This window comes from Bacillus sp. GC_Bacil_1, assembly GCF_026540675.1.
Taxonomy (GTDB): domain Bacteria; phylum Bacillota; class Bacilli; order Bacillales; family Bacillaceae_G; genus Bacillus_A; species Bacillus_A cereus.
The window spans coordinates 155,979-172,657 of sequence record NZ_JALNUG010000008.1; the positions used below are offsets into that span (position 1 = coordinate 155,979).

Here is a 16,679-nt window from a genome sequence, read left to right on the forward strand (position 1 = left end):
ATTTCACCTCAATGTCTCCATCGTGTCCCCATATCTTTTTTCACTTTTTATTAATTTCTTGTGCCTTTTGCCCTAATTTTTTGATCTTATCTCGTGCAATTTTTTGTTCTCCTTTAAACAATTCCACGTTCTTTTCTGATGATTTTATTTTAGATTCTAAGGATGCTATTTTTGATTGCGTTTCTGTTTTTTCTGCTTCCGTTTGATACTTCATTTCATCTTGTAATTCTTTTACTTTTTCATAAACTGTCTTCGCATTTTCTTCTTCCATTTTGATTGCTTTCCCATAATTTTTTATCTTTGTTTCGATATCCTTTTTGTCTCTTTCTATAAAATCTAGCTCATATGTTTCCTTATCTTCAGCTAACAATTCGTCATTTGCTTTTGTTTTTCTTTGATTGGTAAAAATCGTTTGAACTAATTTGTTTGGACTTTTTGTTGCTGTATTTTCTTCTTCATATTCGTTCACATCTTGTGTAAATTTACGAATATCCATTTGTTCTTTCTCACCATTTTTATTGTAAATATCGAAAGCTAACGCTCCCCAATTCGTAGATAAGTCTTTTACTTCTACTACGTATTTTCCGTTCTCCTCATACAATACTTTGACAGGCAATTGAACACCTGGATTTGCTTTTTGCTGTGCCTTAAATGTATATCCTGTTTCCTCATATCCTTCTAATCGAAAGTAAATTTGTATAAAGTTTTTGTGTGGATTGTATTCCCTTTTTTCTACAATCAATTTCCCCATACCCGACAACTTAATTACTTTATTTGTCTCTGTATGGAATAGTTTTTCATCGTTTGGCATGTAAATTTTAGATGTTAAGAAAGCGAAAAAACCTAAAAATAGAAAGCTGATAATTGTTAAGTAGATCCACGACTTATTTTTTCTTAGATTGATTCTTTCACTCTTCTTACCACTTGCACCTATCACACTCTCACCCCACCTTTTTTGTTATAAAACTTTCATATTTAACTCTTCCACACTTGTAACTCGCCATGTTTCCTTTTCTTTTTTCATGATGATTCGTAACACATTATTTACCTTTTCTTCTCGGTTTTGCGTTGAATCTGTCGTGACATTTATAAATTCAGCTAACACATTTATCTCCTCTTTATCGGGTTCATTTTCTTGTAAATAAAACTTCATTTCTATTGGTTTCGTTTTATACGTATCTCCTAATTCGTATTTATCAGTTGGATAAAATTGTTGTAAAAGTTCTTCACTCATAATGGATTTTGCCTTCTCCTTTCGCTCGCTGTATCCTTCTTTTTCTCTGTGAAATGATAATTGTATAAACGTTTCCGCTGTCGATAAATACGCCCTTCTCTGTTGTTCTTGTGCGGAAGGAAGCACCTTATCCAGTCGTTTTTTTAAGTCTTCATTTTGCTTTGTTAGTAATTCATTTGAAAGTTTTAACTGTTTTTCTTTACCATCACTCATTGATTTTTTACTCAAATAGATATTAAAAGCTGTTACACCTACAACTAAAATGACAAACACAATAAACAAAGATTTTCGTTTATCTTTCATTCTTTTAGTCTCCTATTCTTTCGGTTTTTAGAACCTTCTTACATGACCAGAAAAGACCTTTTTCCAATACGGATTATTTAGATTTTCAATAGAAACACCTTTATTCGTTTGGCAACCAATGAAAGTATTTTTATCAATTACAATGCCCACATGTCCGTCATGCTTGTAGGTATCAAAGAAAATAACGTCACCTGGTTTCATATCATTTGCTGATACTTTTGTACCAATTTTATTTAATGTTTCCGTACTTACAGCGCCAATCGGACTGGTATACATCCCTACTTGTTCGAATGCCCAGCGTACAAAACTTGAACAATCAAATATCCCTCTTGCAATGTCATTTGTGTTACGTCCTCCACCAAATACATAGGTAGAACGTCCTATCCATTGGCGACCTACATCGGCAACTTTCGAACCGCTACTTCCTCCACTTCCTGGATTTCCTCCGCCACCAGAAACGACAGAACCTGGCTGATAATATTTTAAAACTGCGTCAACGTACAAAATATCGCCGTAGCACGCTTGATATGGTACGGCTTCTGGTCTAAGGCAATGGTATATTCCTGTATGTTTCACTTTTTGATATTGTTGTTGTGAAAATTTGATTGCTAATTCTTTTGTGTACTTGCCACCATTTGCGCCAACAAAATCAAAAAATCCTGTCCCGAAATTGTAGGCTTGAAGGGCTGTTTTAATGTGATCCATGTCCCCAGGACTCGTTACTCCGGCTCTTTCTATCGCATGTTTAAACTCCTGTACACCAGCCCAAATACTGTAATCTGGATCTGTAATACAGTTCGGTGATTTACAATATTTCGTATTAAATGCACCTTCAGAACTCTGCATTGGATCACTACCACGTCCTCCGCTCTCTTGCATCATTTGAGCAAGCATTAAAGCGACAAACGGTTCCACACCAAACTCTTTCGCATGCTTCCGAATCGTTGGCTCCCATTTTAAAACTTCGGGTGAAACATTCATGACTTGCCCTTCACCTGTATAGGTAATATCACCCGTGTCTGTTCCACTATCACTCCCCATTGCCGCAATAAAAATGCTTACTACTCCAAGTAAAAGAAAAGAAAAAAGACCCATCACAAGTAGTGCTAAAGTGATGAGCCATTTCTTTGGTATAATCTTTAAAACTAGATGCATAGTATTAAGCACCTCCCCCGAATAACATCAATTCTTCGTCTGTTACTTCTACATGAAAGTGAATATTTTTTACAGCCCCAATACTTAAAATCACATCCCCTGTTGGCAAATGTGGAATCGCTGCAATCTCACTTTCACTTAACTGTCCTGCAAATACTTTTCGTAACATATCTAAACTGTTATTATCTTGCTGCATAATAAATTTGTACTGTGTAAGTTCAAATAACTTTTTAATTTCATCAATCATTTCTTGTGAAGATCCTTCCGGTACAAAATCTCGAATCGTGTGACTTGCATATAGAAGCCCTGCAAAGTATTTTCGATCTTCTCGGCTAAGTTTCGTTAAAAATTGTAGGGCATGAGCGCTTTCTTTTTTCGTGTTGATGATATGATGCGCCTCGTCAATAATAATGAAATAACGAGTTACATCTTCAAAAGCAAGTTGCTTTTTGTTAAAGGCTTTTAATTGAGGCGCACCATTTGAAATCATTTCATCCCAAAGGAGATTTAACACATTAAAGATCTGTGCCTGGAATACTTCTGGTTTAAAGCTGGATATATTCCGTAAGGAAAAGGATACAACTTGTTCTTTCTTGAAATCTTCAATTGTAGTATGGCCATCAAATAATTCTGCATATGCTTCTACTAAATTTGTAAGATTTAATTCAATTAATTCTAAACGATGAATTCTACTGTCTCCTAAATTATCATGATGCTTTCTAGCTTCTACATCTTGATATAATTCTTTACGAACAAACATTAAAAAGTCAGAGAAAATCGGATATTCTTTTGATTTTCTTGTTGTAATTTCATTTTTCGCTCCTTTTTCGTCATTCCATAATCCCATACGAATATATAATTTACGAAGCAAATTTTCATATTCTTTAATTTCATCATCTTTTGCTTCTGGCGCAATGAATCGATAAAAAATTGTCAATTTAGATAAATGTTGAGTGAAACTAACTTCTTCAAGTTCTGCTGTTTTGTACACTTGAAGTGGGTTAATTTGACCTTGAGAACCGTCTAATGAGATGGTCTTTCCTCCTAGTTCTTTCACTGTATCTGTAAACTCTTCTACAACATCAAATATCCGAACAAAATGACCCTTACTTGCATAATCCACACTTTTCTTTTTTAACAATGTTGATTTCCCCGCACCAGACTTCCCAATCATTACACCGTTATAACTCTTTCTTTGATTGTCTTTATGGAAGATATCAAAAATAACATTTCCTTTTGTTTTCGTTGTTCCATAATACGTACCGTATGGATCATGCAAATAAGAATAATGAAACGGACACCCACCAGCCAAACTGACTGCCGGAATTTCTTTCCCTTTTCTTCGGTTCACATAATTTTTTTGTGTATCAAAGCTCGTTACGAGTGCATCCCATTCATACTCTTGTTCATTTAAAAAAACAGCTCCTCGAAAGTTATAAGATTCTAATGTTTCCAGGATTTCTTTTACTTGTTTTTCTAGCTCATCTATTGTTCTAGCGGAAACATAAATACGAATGTGAATACGTTTCATGACCTCACCTTGTTTCAAATCCGTATAGAGAGCTTCCAGCTCTAAAAATTCATTTTTCGCATCGATCCGATCTATATTATCCTTCGCTGTATCATGCCGAACACTTTGTTCACTCATGGATTTATTAATCGATTCAACAACTTCATTTCGATTATCACTCATGACATCTAATGTTGTGATCACATTCGGCATATTCATAATTTGCTCTAACCAAAAATCATTTACCTCTGTTGGATAATCATAGACATGAATGCAAGTACCTAATCCATCACCTGTTTGAAAATAACTTTCTTTAAAACTAATTCCCCCTTGTGGCTGAACTCTAGCCACTAAAAAGGGGTTGTAACCTTTCTTCTTTTTTAGTTCCTCTTGTTTTTCTTTTTTAGATTTTTTACTCTTGAACGCAAACATATTGTTGCCTCCTTACTACCATATATTTTTCGTTCCTAATTTTGCATTTTGATTAAACAATTTAAACATAAGCTCTAACTTTTTCTCTTCATCCACCTCTAATAGTTCAGTAGAGCGTTTGATATATCGCTTTGCTGCATCTACACGTTCTTTTACGATTAATTCCGTCTCTCCATAAATAAATAAGAAGGCTTCACGATTGGTTCTGCCCCATTCTAAAAACTGAAGTTCTTTTAACTTTTGATTTAAAATTCGTTCATACAAAAGACTGGTACATTCTTTAATTTTCTTCTCTATATAACGTTGTTGTTCGGTTGTTTGACATGGAAAGTTTAAAAAAACGAGTTTAATGGACTGTTTGTAGGCTTGATAAAAATACGCATGTGAGAAAATGACAAATGCTTGCTCGTCGCTATTCTTAGAGAACATATCATCACCTTCCACTTGAAGAATTTCTAAAAACTCCTCATTTTTCAGTTCAAATATGCCATCCTCTGTCATGTCTACAATTTGCATAATTTCCGCAATACTTTTCTTTACCTTTGGTGGTGCTTCTTTCTTTTTTCTAGATAAAAAACCTAACAGTTTTGGATTTTTCTTTTTCGAATCGTCTTTCTTTGGCTTTTCTTTCTTCTGTTTTTTTACTTTTGGTTCTACCTTTGGTTTTTCTTCTTTCTTTTTGTCGGGTACCACCTTCACAATTTCTTTTGGTTCAAAAATTGATTCTTTTATATTTTTTTCGTTAAATCGAAATGCATTTTTCTTCGGTCTTTCTAGTTGTTTTGGCTTTTCTTTCTCTATATCTTTTTCGCTGAATAACGCCATATGTGATCCCTCCCTTATTGATCGTTATCAATGGCGCAATATGCACCTTTCCTTCTTAGCAATGTAATAATCAATACTTCATACATTCGTTTTTGTGGATTCGTACTTGGTCGCCAAATCATGATAATTGCAATAGCTACCATGAAAAGAATAAATGGTAACTGAAAGGACTCATGTACGAAGTTCCTAAGAATCATTGTTACAACTAATAAACCAATTAATAAAAAGAAATCTATTAAATAAAGCACTTTATTAATCCGTAATTCTGTACTGATTTCCTTCGGAATCCGATAGCTTCTCATCGGGATTCCCTCCTTTTCGACAATAAAAAATAAGCGTACGATTACGCTTATTTTTTATCCGTATTCTTTTTATTTTTGCTCACGATATCTCTCCAACTTTTACCCGTATTTTGACCCATTTGATAAAAACGTTTTGTATTTTGTACCGTTTCAGAAGTATTAATTCGTTCCTGCACTCCTCTTACCTTCTGTTTCACCGATGATGTAGTATGTTTAACTTTATCGGTTGTATATTGTCCTAATGTCCGTGTTTCTTGACTTCTACTTGCTGCCACTTCTTTATCACTTTCATAAGGAATAATTGGGCTACTATGTGTCACTGTTACGATGTCGGCTGATACCGGGCTACTTCCGCTTGGTACTGATTTTGGCGCTTCCATTGGTGCCGGGCTTCCTCCACTTGGTACTGATCTTGGGGTTTCCACTGGTGCCGGGCTACTTCCACTTGGTACTGATCTTGGGGTTTCCACTGGTGCCGAGCTACTTCCACTTGGTACTGATCTTGGGGTTTCCACTGGTGCCGAGCTACTTCCACTTGGTACTGATCTTGGTGCTTCCACTGGTGCCGGGCTTCCTCCGCTTGATGATGGTCTTGGTGCTTCCACTGGTGCCGGGCTTCCTCCGCTTGATGATGGTCTTGATGTTTGACTTCCTTCATTTGCTCCTTGTCTTACTGTTCCTGGTGTTTGACTTCCTTCACTTGCTCCTTGTCTCACTGTTCCTGGTGTTTGATTTCCTTCACTTGCTCCTTGTCTTACGCCTCCTGGTGTTTGATTTCCTTCATTTGTTCCTTGTCTTACTGTTCCTGCTGTTGGATTTCCTTCAATCGCTCCATTTGATTTTCCAGCTTCTTTCATTTCATCTTGAAGACTTGTTGTTCCCGATTCTTGCCCATTCGCTCCCCCTGGGTTTTCGTTCCCTCCTTTTTTCATGTCTTCTTGAATAGATGGCATACCACCATTCTTTTTATCTTCTTCCTTATTTAAGTTCCCTTTTTCTTTTTCTTTTTTTGCTAAATCATTACCATTTGCTTTTTTCTGATTCACTTTTTTCATTTGATCTTGCAAGGACTCTTTATTTTCAGACTCATTCCCTTTTTTCAAACCGCTTATAAGCCCTGCCACGCCACCTGTTGCCATCGCTGCCGCACTTGCTGTTTTAGCTGCTGCAACACCCGTTCCTTCTGCTGCACCTTTCGCTCCTTTTCCAATCATATTTCCGAGACTCTTCATAGGTTTTGAATTTGCGAGACTGCCAATTCCTTTACCAAGTGCGAAACCACCTACTAACATGCCCCAACTGCTCTTTAATCCAATATCTATTCCAAATAACCTTTCTACGACTGCTGGACCATCTAGAACTGCCATACTAAATGCCGCTAATGCAATCAGATACGGTACACCATTTAATTTGTCATGGGCAAATCCCGTCCCAATTAGATATAGCTTCAAAGATAGGAATATCATAATCGTTGCTATAAATATATTGAGAATATTGGATAACACAGCTTTTAACTTTTGACCATTCGCAACATCCGCTGGTGCTAATAGGTTCGCCAACAAGTAGTTAAATGCTAACTCATAAAATAATCTAGCTAATTTAATACTTGCTAATAACAAAGTTAATCCTGTTATCAGTAAAGTAAAGAATATATTCCAGAAATTCCAATGCCAGCGATAATACTTTTCTGGAAAGAAATCAAACCATCCATCTTTTAATTCTGCTAAAGATGCAACTCCTAACGCATCCATTACTCTTTTATTCTGCAAAATTTTCTGACCATCATCCGATAAATTTTTATCCTTTGTGAACGCAAAATCTTTATCTATTTTTTCAGTAATATCTATCTGTCTAATATTTTTTTCAGGAATATTGTTTTTCGGATTCATATCCTCTTTCTTTTTCCATCCGTTTTGATCTATTACTGCAACATCCGTTATATTCTTCTTAATAATTTCATCACTTAAAGAACCCTTTTGTTCAGATTTCACAAACGCTATGGCATCATCGGTGAACTTATCGACCTTTGTCATACCAGTACTTAATAAACAAAGTACACTCAATGTTATGAAAATATTGATGATAATTTGAGAACGATTCATTTGTTTGTTCATAATAAACATGTAGCCAATATATAAAAACGAAATGGCTAAAAGAACGACAAACAATGGATATAACATATCAACAAAATTTTGTATTTCCGGTGAATTAAAGAATCCTTTTATCCCCAGAATTGCATCTGTCACACCTTCTAAAGCATCTACAACTAAAGATAAGCCTACAATTAGGAACCATCCTAGCCAACGCAATACATAATTCACAATGTCTCCTACTTGAAGATAATCCGAGAACGATTCTAAAACCTTTAAAATCTCTTCATCTTTCATTATTTACCCTCCTCTCATGCTTGCTATTGTCCCAATACTTCTTTTGCTGTCCAACTCACCCTTTCATTTAGTCTGTCGATACGAATAATCAATTTTCCTTTTTGTTCCCGATCTACTGAAAGGAAAAGAACCGCATCTTCTAGACCAAGAATGACCTCATTTTCTTCTGTTACAAATGGCGAGTAACTATCTAAAATCAATTGCATTTTATCCGTTATTGTCGGTACACACATTCCCTCTTCCTCCTTTATGTTTGGAATCAAATAAGCACTCAATTATTTGAGTGCTTTCTAACTTGTTACTTGTTCTTTTTCTTCTAAATCACGCAAGATTCGATTAATCTTGTTTTCGACTGCTTGATAGACACTTTTATCGATGTGGTCATTGTGAGCTAACATTTGAAATTCACTGTAAAACTCGCCCATTTCTTGATTTTCAACTTCATCTATTGATTTACCTAATTGCGCTAAAAAGAACTTATCAACCAGTTTCAAAACTGCTAAATCAGATTCAAAAAATTCATTAACCGTTTTTTCCTTCCAATTTTCAATGGAGAGAGAATCAAACGGGCTATCTTCCCGCTGAAACGCCTCTTCGGGAATCTCTTCATCAATTCCCATCATGGTTGGTTCTTCTATTGGCTGCATTGTCTCTACTGGTGGTACATCTTCCTGTTTCGGCTCTGATGGTTTTTCCTTTCTTTCTCCTAAAAAATCTACAATGAGTGAATTTGGATTTACGTCATCATGTAGGGAATCAATATCTATATCTAATATAGATTTATCTGTGTCGAATTCTACGCCTAAGTACTCCCATCTGTATTTTAAGGCTGTTTCTCCCGTATTATAAATTGGGCGAGGTCTGATCCGTTTTCTGTTATTATCCTGACGTTTTATAACACGAATAACGGCACTTTCACCTTCTTTAAAATTCATAAGTTCATTTGCTGTTAACAGTGGGCGTTGATCTAGACCTTCCGTTTTATTTTTATCAGTAGAAAGACCTTTTCCGCTTCGAGAAGGTAGGTTAATCGTCTGATTCCCTAGTTTTTTGGACACTTTTTCGACGGTTTCTTGATCGTTAGTTAGAATGTAAATGGTATTCCCACAGTTTCCATCAATCGTATCTGCATCCTCACCATACTTATTTTTTAATTGTGAATATGCTTGAATGATAAGATTAAAGCGAACATTTCTACCGAGACAAACCGTGATAATATTCGCCATCCCTTCAATACTTGGCATATTACCAAACTCATCCAGGTAAAAAACGACCTCACGGTGACATTTCCCTCCACGAGCGAGGGATGCACCCTTTGCCAATATAAAATAAAGCTGCCTTACAAAAATAGAAGCAATCACATGGTTCGAAGAATCAAAGTCTGGTGTAATCATAAAAATAGCGACTGGCTTATCGAAATAATCCACTTTTGTTATTTTCATATCTTCATTTTCTTCTACCACTTTAAATTCTGTATGACCCGTTTTTTCATCTATTTTTGTAATAGTAATAGATGTTTTTGTTTGAGAGTTTTCTTTTTCGTTACATTGAATGGTATCTCCAACTTGTATTACTTGTTTGAAATCTAATGCAAAACGTCCTGTAATATCTGCCTTGATAGACTCCTTTGAGCCATCTGGAAATACAATGTCTACTCGTTTTCTAGGTTTCACTTTTCCTTTTATCGTTTTTCCAAAACCGACACGTTTTAAGTCCACACTATTTTTTGCTGTCATTTTAGCGATTTCATCAAATGTAAAAATAGAAAGTCCGTTCATTGTTTGAGTGAAAATCCCACCTCGTGTCGTTCCTTTTGAAAAGTTTGAGGTTGCATATTGCATCTTCGCAACGCTATCCGCTGGTAAGCCTTCAAAGTATAAATCTAATGCATTTTGTGGATCTGCTTCCGGATCTACGATTACCTCTTTTGAACCAAGTTCTGATAACATATTTGCAACTGCATACATTGTGATCTTTTCTTCTGTGCCTTCCGCAATGCATTTATCTGTAACGGCTAATATCATGGCGTTACACAAGCTCATAGCGCACTGTTGCCAAAAAGGATCTTTTACAGTTGGGTTGTAATACAAAGTGTGTGAGAGTGTTTTACATAATGCCTGTGCGGTTGAATAATCTCCATCTTTATAGGCATCTTTGACAAGCTGCAATAAGTTATAACTCATAGAATCAAGTGGGGTTAATAAATTCAAAACTTCAATGTGATACCCTCGTTCTTCCAACGTTTCTTTCGATGCACTGAAGAGCTCACCCTTTGGATCGTTAAAAATTAAAGATGGTTTATGTTCCGCTCTAGAATAGACATCAATTGTAGGAAATACATAGGTTTCCCCTTTACCAGAGCGTGTTGTACCAATGATTAAATTATTTACCGGACTATCATCAATAAATACCTTGTCACCTAATCGTGAGATAACAACACCACCGCCACCTTTAAATGATTCCTCTCGATCTGGTACAGCTCGGTATTGCTTTTTCAACTCTTCAACTGTTGTAAAACGACTAGAACCTTTCTGATGATTATTTAAGTTTTTAAAGGAAGATTTCAATTTGTACACTGTTCTCGCTATAGTTCCAATCACTACAAGGAAAACAAGCAAGTAGTAAACTGGATGTTCTGCAATGGGCATCTGAAAAAGAAATCCTACCTCCATATGAAATGGTTTTGGGTGTAATAAATCACTAAATGTTGTTTCTATCAGCTCTAAAGATAAGTTGAGTAAAAAATTAGCAATTAAAAACATTCCAACAAACAAAAAAGCACTCAATGGAATGAGTACTTCTTTTTCAGCTAATTTATATTTGATTGATATTTTTTCACTATACATATCAAAGTATCACCTCTGTTCAATCTAGCTTCAAATTAAAAAGGTACTCTTTTTATGAGTACCCTTTTTGACAATATCAGTTGGTTTTTCTTTATTTACTCGCTACCATCTTTTCATTTTGTTTCAGAACTGGCTTTTCTGGATTTGTTGGTTTTTCCGGTTCTGTTGGTTTCTCTGGTTCTGTTGGTTTTTCCGGTTCTGTCGGCTTCTCTGGTTCTGTTGGTTTTTCCGGTTCTGCCGGCTTCTCTGGTTCTGTTGGTTTCTCTGGTTCTGTTGGTTTACCTGGATCTGTTGGTTTTTCTGGATCTGTTGGCTTCTCTGGTTCTGTTGGTTTCTCTGGTTCTGTTGGTTTCTCTGGTTCTGTTGGTTTACCTGAATCTGTTGGTTTTTCTGGATCTGTTGGCTTCTCTGGTTCTGTTGGTTTACCTGGATCTGTTGGCTTCTCTGGTTCTATTGGTTTACCTGGATCTGTTGGTTTTTCTGGTTCTGTTGGTTTACCTGGATTTGTTGGTTTACCTGGATCTGTTGGTTTTTCCGGTTCTGTCGGTTTCTCTGGATTTGTTGGTTTTTCTGTCCCTGCATTTTCCGTATTACTATTCTCACCCTCCGTTATAATTGGTGGGTTCACAACTACATCTGGTTTCTTCTCTGGTGGAAGAATATCCCCTATACTTGCTACTGAAGAATCAATAGTTTGATCGCCGAATGCAAAATGATCTCCATTTACGGTGACTTGTGGCTTATTATCTGTAATAGCTGCAATCACATTATCTTTTGTTGTATCTTGAAGTGTTTTATCTGTGGTTTCTTTATCAAAGAGTGCTAGAACACGGGAAGTGGTTTCATCCCCATTTTGAAGATTACTTACAATAGATTTTTCTTTAAAATTAATTTTCGATTTATCAAGCTCTTCGAGAACATAAGCAACTTCATTATCTTTACTTTGAATTGCATTCTCTGTAATTGCTGCGAAATCTTGTTTGTTCAGATTCTCTTTCTTTTCATCCAGCTTATTCTTATCTACTTTTTTTGTAATAGCTGTTTTACTTTTTGATGATTCCTTACTTCCAAACCAACTGCAACCTGTCGTACTTAATATCAATGAACCACCAAGAAAAACAATTCCCATTTTTTTGTACAGATTCTCATAATTTAAAGGCATGTTATTCTCTCCCCCTTAGATATTCTGTAAATCTTTATCAATTTTTTCAATCTTAGCTTTCTTTTCCTCTTCACTTATCGTAGATTGTTGAATATCTCGTTTCTCTAATTCTTTGACCTCTTTCATTATGTTTTTATGTCCTTGCGTTTTGGCAAAAGAATAACAATCTTCATATTTTTTTAGATTTACAAAAGCTTCAACAATGAGTTTTTCACGTCTACCGTCCATATTGACTTTCCCTTTAAGCTTAATTACTTCCTCATATTTCTTATTCAGTGCTGCCTTTTCAAAGTCGATTACATCATTTTTGACATCAATTTCATTGATTTTATTCATGTTGTCTATCCCAATAAAATAAGCAACCACGCTTTCTGCAAATTTCGGTTCATATTGTAATGCCTTATTTGCCTTTCCATTTAATAAATAAGTAAATAGAACTGCCTTCTGACTATCTTTATCTAATTCTGTGTAATTGACCTTATCGAAGTATTTAACGGCTTCTCCATACTGTTGAATGGCTGCCTGTTGTAATCCCTTTACTACATATTGTTCAGAACCCGCATTTGCACTCGAAACTGGTTCGGAAGAGAATAACTTAAAGGCAAATATGGCACCAGCCCCAATCAACACCATGCTCCCTATAACACTCGCAATAATCTTAAATCCTTTTCTATTTTCCTTTCCAGGCTTTACTTGTGGCTCTATTTCATTCGATGGACTAGAAGAGGTATCTTCCTTCCTTACTGATAATTCTTCTTGAAATTCATATTCTTCATGAAAAGGAGAATCATTGATTTCCCTTTCTAACGCTTCTAACAGCTCCTTTTTTTGTTCCTCTTGTTCCGGATCTAATTGCATCACATTCATTTTTTTAGAAATGTGATCAAAAATGTGATCTGCATATCTCGAACCAAGTGATAGTGTACCGTTATAAATTTCATTAGAATGACCATCTAACAAATCGAAATCAATATGTTCTTGCCGCCCTGCCTCTCTATAAACTCGTTCTAATCGCTTCGTTAAGATATAAGCTTCATGAAACGAATATTGCTTACCCGACTCAATTTCTGTTCCATTGCTACTCTTAAAAATGACAAACATGGCTTCTCCTTTCTTCCGTTTAATTTAAATTCACTTCGACTGATCTCTTGAATTACTATTTTCAGCTTTATTGGTTGCGTACTTATGATAGATACAAAAAACAGCAATCAATACCCAAATAACGATGAAGAATGTCAAAACTCTTAACAGCCCTTATGTTGTTGGTACTGTCATAATCGGTTGTATATTGCCAATAACCGAAACGCTCTCCAATACACTTGGTAATCTCATAATTAACACCCCGATTGCTTAATAAAACTAAAATTCCATGAAAAAAAGGCAACAAAAAAAGCCATACCCTTTGCATAGCTCCCTCATTGCCTTATTTATATTTGTTCACTATTTCACCCAAAGAAACGGGAACAAGATTTGACCAAATTTAACATTAGTATTTACGCTTTCCGCTAAGTATTGACATCCCATTACAATCACGAGTCCGACTGCCCCACCAATAAACCACCATACACATTTATGTCTTCCTCGTTCACCACCCCATATTAACAGGTAAGCTCCAAAACAAAAAACAATTGCTGTACTAACTAATGCCCCTCTTTGCATCCATGTAATAAATGAATTCCCCGTATTAATTAGACCATCCATCGCATCACCCAACACTAACATTTGAGATACTGTTTCCAACATTGACATATATATTCACTCCCTTTTCATTTTTAAATGCTTATACATTACTAAGCTGACTTGTATCATTCGACTTGCTGCCTTCTTTTTCTTCTGTTGGTGTTGCCTTATAAGCTTGTAAAGCTTTCATTACTAAATCTTGGTTTTTTTCGATGTATTTCTGATGATGTAAATGAAGCCAATGGTTATAATCCTGACCATTGGCTCTTAATAGGTTTGCTACCATATCTTTTTCTTTTTTTAATTCCCTTTGTGAAATCGCCACTATATCACCACCTTTCAATGATTATGTGATTACTTCTGATATTGTTCTTTGCAATTTTGGACAAAATAGGTAACTTCTTTTTCAAGTTCGGACTCTTTAAACTTAGAAAAATCAATATCTTTTTTCAGTTTTCCTTTTTCATAATAAGCGAGAGAGTCCCTTCGTTGTGATAAGCCCCAATCATGAGGATTACTTGAACCTGGAATGTCCTCGCGATTTTCATTCAATCCTCTTACTTGAATCTTTTCCTTTTCAGCTATATTCTTTACAAGAAAAATCCAATCATTACTATGTCTCATATTAGAATTTAACATAACAAAACCTGTGCCATCCTCACTCATGAACTTCTTCATTTCTAACGGACTAAGTTCCATTACTTCCCCTTTTCCCGAACTAAAGACAAATGTTGAACCAATACCAATTGCAATTAACAGTCCAACAACAGCGGAAATGATCCACCCTTTACGACCCATATGTGTTCCTCCCTATGTCATATTTTTATAAGCGATTTTGAAGTGTGATGAGACACTTTTAAACTCCAACATCTGTCTTTATTTTATAACATTTAAAGAAAAGTGAGATAGAAAATGGAAATATCATTTATGGCTGGAATGATGAACCCTGTATTGGCATGCGTATAGAGACTAATCCCGACCTAGCTTCTATATGCCCAATACCGCACTACGTATTTTGGCGTGAACGTAGAACCTTATGTATCTACTGTTGTGATGTTCCTCGCTTCTTCAGAATGTCAAAATGGGATATTCCTCACGAGTACTGACACAAACAGGTCTTTGATACACTGCATTTCCCAGTGGTCACAGATGAGTTTTACGATCTTACTCACCCAACGATAATCGTATACCTAACCCCTCTAGTGACCTTTCGAAGGGAGGCACGCATATATATTGTATATTTCACCTTTCTACATCATTACTGAAAGGAAGAGATACACAATATATATCTAAATTGTCAAAGAACAACTTACTTTGTGCTATGTTCTCAGCACACTTCAAAATCGCTTTTTTTATTTACATTTTTGTTTGACAGCTACTAATTCCGCATGTTTATTTTTTCGTTTAGCAATTAAGTTTTGATGTTCATCTCTAACCGAGCGCACTTGATAATAAATTTGAGCCACCTTTTCAATGCTTCCTGTGCTATTTTCAATTGCGATGGTACCTTTCAGTTCGTATGTTTTTCCATCAAAAGTTTTAACACTATGAGCTTGTGATGCCGCAATATCATAAAATGTGAGTCTTTTTTCTTTTCCCATATGAACGCCTCCTATTTTTGATAAAGAAGGGAGAAAGTCGCTTCTCCCTTGTCTAGTTTTCTAGCCATCTAGATAGGATGAAATAGTGAATGAGTGCTTCATATCATGCTAGGATTGTTGTGTTATACGAGGTTATGATGCGTTGTGCTGCCTCTTTTCCGTATATGTGTTGTAATGCGGATTGAGATTCAACTACGATTGAATGCTGAATGTGGTATGTTGCGCTTTCTTTCAAAAACTGCTCCATATGAGGGATTGGGTACAAATCATATTGATGAAATACCAGGTGAATCGGTCTTATATTCTTGCACTCTGTTAGATATTGAAGAAAATTTGATAATGCTTCCCCTCTCTCTTGATACGTACTCGTTTCCGTTTCTACACTGATGTACACAACGGATTTTTGTTTTAGATCCATTTGTAGCATTTCATAACCAGTTAATAAATCATGTTTGATGATGTGATACCCCTGTTTTCGTTTTTCGTGATGGGTGTCTTCATAAAAGATACCTTTTGGATCAAAAATGAAAATAAAATCGTTGGCGTTTTCTTTTACACCTTCTATGACCGTTTTATAAGCTCCAAAACGAGCTTTTATGACACCTGCAACCTTTTCCCCTTCATTCAGTTCTTTCAACGCTCTAATCACCTTTGTATACTTCTTGGATACGCCTAACATGCGTTGCACTCCTTCCTACTTCATTTTCCTCTTATGATTACTACTGAAACCAAAAATACTCTCTCTCTGGATTTAATTTTTCACGCTGATATTTTTCTAGATTGTATAGCAATGTAACAATTATCGTATCCCTTGTTTCTTCTGAATAAAAACCTAACTCATGGAAGATACAATAAGCTGGATGCTCCTTCTCAAGCGAATTTACTACTTCTACCAAGTTTGCCTCACTTTCATATAATTTTTCTGTGAACTCAATAGCTTTTTTCACATCTAAGTAATACAAATTTTTATGTCGTTGATTCAGATACAAAATACTTCCCGCCAATAATTTTGTAGCGTGTTCTATACAATAATCATGCTTTTTTATTGGTTTTATTACAGTTTGAGCGATAGAAATTGCTTGCATCAATTCTTCAGACAACCAAGCACTCTTGCGCTGCATATCGTCTTCCCCAAGTTTCCCTATTTTTTTCATTTTACCGACGTAGATTTCTGACATCTCATATCATCTCCCTCTCGGTTTCTTATATCTTGCTCCCTATCCAAAAAACAACGATCCAAAT

General features: G+C 35.6%; 17 protein-coding genes. All 17 read right to left on the bottom strand.

The window, feature by feature from the left end; genetic code table 11:
- Nucleotides 1-40 precede the first annotated feature (40 nt).
- Nucleotides 41-937, bottom strand: a complete 897-nt coding sequence (locus tag OXT04_RS14430) for a hypothetical protein (protein WP_098839858.1) — start codon at nucleotides 935-937, stop codon at nucleotides 41-43.
- 21 nt (nucleotides 938-958) lie between these two features.
- Entirely contained in the window at nucleotides 959-1,537 is a 579-nt protein-coding gene (locus OXT04_RS14435; RefSeq protein ID WP_097947079.1) for a MerR family transcriptional regulator, read from the bottom strand.
- A gap of 27 nt (nucleotides 1,538-1,564) precedes the next feature.
- On the bottom strand, nucleotides 1,565-2,692 hold the full coding sequence (locus OXT04_RS14440) for a bifunctional lytic transglycosylase/C40 family peptidase (protein WP_267415493.1): 1,128 nt from the start codon (nucleotides 2,690-2,692) through the stop codon (nucleotides 1,565-1,567).
- 4 nt (nucleotides 2,693-2,696) lie between these two features.
- Nucleotides 2,697-4,634: a VirB4 family type IV secretion system protein gene (locus OXT04_RS14445; protein WP_012263720.1), complete on the bottom strand. Its 1,938-nt coding sequence runs from the start codon at nucleotides 4,632-4,634 to the stop codon at nucleotides 2,697-2,699.
- A 15-nt stretch (nucleotides 4,635-4,649) separates the two neighbouring features.
- Nucleotides 4,650-5,459: a hypothetical protein gene (locus tag OXT04_RS14450; RefSeq protein ID WP_267415497.1), complete on the bottom strand. Its 810-nt coding sequence runs from the start codon at nucleotides 5,457-5,459 to the stop codon at nucleotides 4,650-4,652.
- A 14-nt stretch (nucleotides 5,460-5,473) separates the two neighbouring features.
- Nucleotides 5,474-5,761: a DUF5592 family protein gene (locus tag OXT04_RS14455; protein ID WP_001258281.1), complete on the bottom strand. Its 288-nt coding sequence runs from the start codon at nucleotides 5,759-5,761 to the stop codon at nucleotides 5,474-5,476.
- 47 nt (nucleotides 5,762-5,808) lie between these two features.
- Nucleotides 5,809-8,148: a pLS20_p028 family conjugation system transmembrane protein gene (locus OXT04_RS14460; RefSeq protein ID WP_267415503.1), complete on the bottom strand. Its 2,340-nt coding sequence runs from the start codon at nucleotides 8,146-8,148 to the stop codon at nucleotides 5,809-5,811.
- 23 nt (nucleotides 8,149-8,171) lie between these two features.
- Entirely contained in the window at nucleotides 8,172-8,381 is a 210-nt protein-coding gene (locus tag OXT04_RS14465) for a hypothetical protein (protein WP_016128119.1), read from the bottom strand.
- Between the two features lie 57 nt (nucleotides 8,382-8,438).
- Nucleotides 8,439-10,994 carry a VirD4-like conjugal transfer protein, CD1115 family gene (locus OXT04_RS14470; protein WP_098840083.1) on the bottom strand — a complete coding sequence of 852 codons (2,556 nt, stop codon included), beginning with the start codon at nucleotides 10,992-10,994 and terminating at the stop codon, nucleotides 8,439-8,441.
- A gap of 91 nt (nucleotides 10,995-11,085) precedes the next feature.
- On the bottom strand, nucleotides 11,086-12,156 hold the full coding sequence (locus OXT04_RS14475) for a hypothetical protein (protein WP_267415509.1): 1,071 nt from the start codon (nucleotides 12,154-12,156) through the stop codon (nucleotides 11,086-11,088).
- A 15-nt stretch (nucleotides 12,157-12,171) separates the two neighbouring features.
- Nucleotides 12,172-13,257, bottom strand: a complete 1,086-nt coding sequence (locus tag OXT04_RS14480; RefSeq protein ID WP_098840064.1) for a hypothetical protein — start codon at nucleotides 13,255-13,257, stop codon at nucleotides 12,172-12,174.
- A 339-nt stretch (nucleotides 13,258-13,596) separates the two neighbouring features.
- A complete protein-coding gene (locus OXT04_RS14485; protein WP_098014275.1) occupies nucleotides 13,597-13,905 on the bottom strand; it encodes a hypothetical protein in 309 nt (102 codons plus the stop codon).
- A gap of 31 nt (nucleotides 13,906-13,936) precedes the next feature.
- A complete protein-coding gene (locus OXT04_RS14490) occupies nucleotides 13,937-14,161 on the bottom strand; it encodes a hypothetical protein (protein ID WP_267415515.1) in 225 nt (74 codons plus the stop codon).
- Between the two features lie 29 nt (nucleotides 14,162-14,190).
- A complete protein-coding gene (locus tag OXT04_RS14495) occupies nucleotides 14,191-14,634 on the bottom strand; it encodes a hypothetical protein (RefSeq protein WP_098014278.1) in 444 nt (147 codons plus the stop codon).
- A 554-nt stretch (nucleotides 14,635-15,188) separates the two neighbouring features.
- Complete coding sequence (locus tag OXT04_RS14500; RefSeq protein WP_000514061.1) at nucleotides 15,189-15,437, bottom strand: hypothetical protein; 249 nt, start codon at nucleotides 15,435-15,437, stop codon at nucleotides 15,189-15,191.
- A 103-nt stretch (nucleotides 15,438-15,540) separates the two neighbouring features.
- Nucleotides 15,541-16,116, bottom strand: a complete 576-nt coding sequence (locus tag OXT04_RS14505; protein ID WP_081144116.1) for a TraM recognition domain-containing protein — start codon at nucleotides 16,114-16,116, stop codon at nucleotides 15,541-15,543.
- 40 nt (nucleotides 16,117-16,156) lie between these two features.
- The gene (locus OXT04_RS14510) at nucleotides 16,157-16,615 is read right to left on the bottom strand and encodes a TRAG family protein (protein WP_081144117.1); all 459 of its coding nucleotides are present in this window, start codon (nucleotides 16,613-16,615) and stop codon (nucleotides 16,157-16,159) included.
- Nucleotides 16,616-16,679: the final 64 nt, after the last annotated feature.